Genomic DNA, 4,278 nt, shown 5'->3' with positions numbered 1-4,278 from the left:
TTCCGCGATAGCTCAGTCGGTAGAGCAAATGACTGTTAATCATTGGGTCCCTGGTTCGAGTCCAGGTCGCGGAGCCAAACATTGAAAAAGCCCCCGGTTGCGCAAGCAACCGGGGGCTTTTTCGTTATGTTCACAATCAGTTCTTCAGTGGCTCGGTCACGGGCTTGCCTTCCTCCACCAGGCTCCATACCAGCAGCTTGGCTGGCCGGGTCTGGCTGGCGTTGCGTGACACGCTGTGTACGGTGCCTGGCGCCTCGTACCAGTATTCGCCGGCCTTGTAGGTTTTCTCCGACTCGCCGTTGAGCTTCGATAGCACTGCCCCTTCCAGCACGTAGGCCATCACCGCGCCAGGATGTTGATGCGCGGGTGACGCCTGGCCGGGGGCGTAGCTGACGGTGAGCATCACGGCGTTCTTGCCGGGGGCGTTCGAGGGTTGTTGCTGCTGCAGGACCTTGACCTGGTCGGCAGCGTCGCCATGGGCCCAGACAGGGGATTGGGCGGCGAGCAGGGCAAAGAGGATGATGCTCAGGGGTTTCATGGTGGGCTTCTCCTGGATGGCAATTGCCTGCAGGTTAGGCCTGTGGGGCAGAGAGACAAATGGCCAATTCGGGGAAAAACCAAGAGGCCGATCGTTGCCTGTGCCCGCGAAGAGGCCGGCACAGGCAACAGGGAACTCAGCTGCTACGCCCGATCGGGTAAAACTCACCCTGGCTCCACACCCCAAGCCACTGCTCACCCTCGATCTCACGCGGTACCGCCAGTTCCACCAACTGGTAGAACACATTGCGATGAATCAGCGCTTCAAGGTTGCTGCGCATCAGCACATACGGCGATGGCTCCTGCGTCACCGGGTCGATCACCACGCGCAGGGGATTGGCCGGCCCGGCCTCGACCTGGTCCTCGACATTGCTGGTGAAGCGCAGCACCTGCTGCTCCCCCTCCCCCACCACGTCCAGCGCCACCGCTACGAACGGCGCATCATCAACGCGGATGCCCACCTTCTCCACCGGAGTAATCAGGAAGTAGTCATCGCCATCGCGGCGGATGATGGTGGAAAACAGCCGCACCATCGGCTTGCGGCCAATCGGCGTACCCAGGTAGTACCAGGTGCCATCACGGGCGATGCGCATATCGATGTCACCGCAGAAGTCCGGGTTCCACAGATGCACCGGCGGCAGGCCCTTGGCCTTGGGGATCTGCGCCAGAAGATCATTGGCCTTGCCGGAATCGCTCATCACGCTTGCCTCATTCACTCACACCCAGAAGGCTACGAGCGTACTCGCGCATCGGCGCGCCAAGCAAATCCTCCGGGGTGTTATCGTGGAACGTCAACAAACCGCCACGGCTCTTGATACGCGCTGTGTCGATCAGGTAGCGGGTGCTGGTTTCGATCAGCATCATCTGCACCACACCGGTGTCCCAGCCCAGGCGGTCGACCGCCTGTTCGTCATACCACTCGTCGCCATTGCCGATTCGGTCGTCGGTACGGGCAAAGCGGGTGTACAGCACGTAGTCGGCCCCCACCGAACGCGCCTGGGCGATGGCCTCTTCCAGACCCAGCGGGCCCTGGGCGCGACGCACCAGCGGGAAATACTCGACAAAACTCTTGAAGGCTTGCTCGGCCACCACGTTCTGCCGTGGCACCGGCCCCTTGCCCGGTGGCACGAACGCACCCTGGCCGATGAAGATGAACGAATCGGGCTGCAGGCGGATCGACAGGGTGCGACGGGTATCGCTGTGGTCCAGCAGACCGGCATCGCTCATGTGATAACGAACGCCCTCGCCCATGTCGCTGACATTCATGCAACCGCCCAGCGCCATCAGCGCCAGCAGCAAAACCAGGCTACGCATCTTTCCTCCAGTGGCCGGCGACGAAAAACCGGCGAATAGCCGGCGGATGCAGCTTTTGCGCCAGCTTCAGCCACCGATCACCTTCATCACCATCACACCACCGGAAAACGCCAGGTCCTGCTTGTCTGCCAAGGCCTTCACCAGCAAGCGCTGCAGGGCCGGTAGCGCCTGATGACGCGGCTTTTCCAGCAGGTCGCCGACGAAATGGCGATTGCCCGACGACAGGCAGCCATGCAGCCAGCCCGTGGAGGACAGGCGCAGCCGCGAGCAGGTGCGGCAGAACGGTACGCTTTCGTTGGCGATCACGCCGAAGTGGCCTTTGCCAGGGATCTGATAACGCAAGGCGGTGGCGTCCAGCGGCGCGTCGACCTGGGCATAGGCATGCTTGCCAGCGATCAGTGCGAGCAACTGGTCGAGGCCGACGAACTGTTGCAGGAAGGCGTTGTGGTCACGGGCCAGGTGGCCCATGCGCATGAGTTCGATGAAGCGCAGTTCGAAGCCGCGCTCAAGGCAGTAATCCAGCAGTGGCAGCACCTGCTCGAGGTTGTGCCCGCGCATCGGCACCATGTTCACCTTGATTTGCATGCCCAGGGCACTGGCCTGCTCCATACCCGCCAGCACACTGGCCAGATCGCCACCCCGGGCAATGCGGCGGAAGGCCTGCGGGTCGAGGGTATCGAGGGAAACGTTCAGCCGGCGGATACCGGCCGCCTGCAACTGGGGCAGCTTGCGCGCCAGCAGCTGGCCATTGGTGGTCAGCGAGATATCCTCAAGGTCGAGCTTGGCCACGGCAGCCAGGAAGGCATCCAGGCGCGGGCTGACCAATGGCTCACCGCCGGTGATGCGCAAGCGCTCGATGCCGGCGGCTTCGATCAGGTAGGCCACGCCACGGGCCAGGGCATCCGCCGGCAGTTCGTCCTGCGCTGCCACCAGGCGCTTGCCGTCTGGTACGCAGTAGGTGCAGGCATAATTACAGGCAGCCGTCAGGCTGACGCGCAGGTTGCGAAAACGCCTGCCTTGACGATCGACGATCATGAATGACTCCGGCATGGATGATGAGGGCTGGCAAAACCTGACTCATAAATCAGGTTTTTGCAAGCCCCTATCCTTTTTGCCGCTGTCGGTGTCGGTGTCGCCGTGCTGTCGCGGGAGCAGGCTTGTCAGTCATGGGGCTGCTGCGCAGCCCCAATAACGCTGCCTGGCAGGCTTCAGGGAGAGCCTGCACTTTCTCAGTTGGAAGGTTCGGGATCGCGTTTGCGCTTGTTGCCCATGCGCACGCCAATGTCCATCAGGAACTGGAAGAAGCCTTCCTGATCCTCCAGCACATTGCTCCAGAACGGCGAGTGGTACAGCGCCACGGCACCGTGCACCAGCGCCCAGGCGGCGCAATAGTGGAAGTACGGTGGCACGTCTTCGAGCTTGCCTTCGCTGATACGGCCCTTGATCAACTGGGTCAGACGGTCGAAGTTGGAGGCACGAATGCTGTGCAACTGCTCGACCATTTCCGGCACCTGGTTGCCCTTGACCACCTTTTCTTCCAGGCGGTCGAACAGCCGGTAACGCTGCGGGTCGCGCATGCGGAACTCGAAGTAGGCTCGCGACAGGGCTTCCTTGTCGCGGTCGACGTCGGCCGAATGCAACAGCGCGTTCAGGTCACGCTCGTAGTCGAGCATCAGGCGCAGGTAGATCTCCGCCTTGGACTTGAAGTGCTTGTAGATCGTGCCTTTGCCGATGCCCACGGCGTCAGCGATCATCTCGACGGTGACGCTGTCTTCACCCTGTTCGAGAAACAGCTTGAGCGCGGTGTCGAGGATTTCCTGTTCGCGGCGGCGAAACTCACGGACCTTACGAGGTTCTTTCTGCATAGGAAGGACTGGATGACAATCGAAGCGGTTTATTATGCCTAACTTGCGGGAAATTGCACGGATCATCCACGCATGTCTGTGTTTCACGATGCATACGGCCATGCGCTGCGGGAGGAATGAAACGTCGGCGTATTCCAAATCTGTTTAAAAAACGACCAATATGCACTGGCACTGCGCCAAACCTGACCAATACTTGAAGTGTTGGCGCGGCGCATCCCCCCCAAGTGGCGCGCCGATAAAGGTGCTCAGGGACCGCGTACCTTTGTTTTACTCCTAATGGTCTTAACCCGGATTCCCCCCCCAGAACCCGGGTTTTTTTTGGGTGTTTCGAGGAGGATTGCAGGCGGGCTACCAGGTGCCTGCCTCAAGTTTTGCAGCGCCTGTGAAATCGAGCGCCGCCCGCGCGGCGCATCGCGAGCGAAGCTCGCTCCTACATCTGTTTCGGGCCAGTATCGCCTGTGCCAGCGCGCGCGACCGCCTTGTTTGTACGACGCGATATCGAGCCATGCGCCAAGGCGTTCGCGCGCAAATCCCACAGGAATAATTGGCCCGAAACAAATGT

The 4,278-nt window shown here is 61.2% G+C and carries 5 protein-coding genes and 1 tRNA gene; 1 reads left to right on the top strand and 5 read right to left on the bottom strand.

The genetic code is table 11. From position 1 onward, the window contains the following. The first annotated feature begins 1 nt into the window (after position 1). A tRNA-Asn gene (locus M2S36_RS25000) sits at positions 2-77 on the top strand. Positions 78-136: 59 nt separating this feature from the next. On the opposite strand, the gene M2S36_RS24995 is transcribed toward M2S36_RS25000, so the two are convergent. From M2S36_RS24995 to M2S36_RS24975, 5 genes are all read right to left on the bottom strand, one after another. Further along, positions 137-538: a cupin domain-containing protein gene (locus M2S36_RS24995; protein ID WP_207832190.1), complete on the bottom strand. Its 402-nt coding sequence runs from the start codon at positions 536-538 to the stop codon at positions 137-139. Between the two features lie 136 nt (positions 539-674). Further along, entirely contained in the window at positions 675-1,235 is a 561-nt protein-coding gene (locus M2S36_RS24990; protein ID WP_207832192.1) for a DUF1285 domain-containing protein, read from the bottom strand. Between the two features lie 10 nt (positions 1,236-1,245). Further along, positions 1,246-1,851, bottom strand: coding sequence for a DUF4823 domain-containing protein (locus M2S36_RS24985; protein WP_063911729.1), 606 nt, complete (start codon positions 1,849-1,851; stop codon positions 1,246-1,248). A 66-nt stretch (positions 1,852-1,917) separates the two neighbouring features. After that, on the bottom strand, positions 1,918-2,886 hold the full coding sequence (locus M2S36_RS24980; protein ID WP_207832194.1) for a GTP 3',8-cyclase MoaA: 969 nt from the start codon (positions 2,884-2,886) through the stop codon (positions 1,918-1,920). 194 nt (positions 2,887-3,080) lie between these two features. After that, on the bottom strand, positions 3,081-3,716 hold the full coding sequence (locus tag M2S36_RS24975; RefSeq protein ID WP_003260720.1) for a TetR/AcrR family transcriptional regulator: 636 nt from the start codon (positions 3,714-3,716) through the stop codon (positions 3,081-3,083). Positions 3,717-4,278 lie beyond the last annotated feature (562 nt).

The sequence above is a fragment of the Pseudomonas sp. SF2 genome (assembly GCF_036858055.1).
Taxonomy (GTDB): Bacteria; Pseudomonadota; Gammaproteobacteria; order Pseudomonadales; family Pseudomonadaceae; genus Aquipseudomonas.
This window is presented reverse-complemented; position numbering and strand designations above follow the sequence as displayed.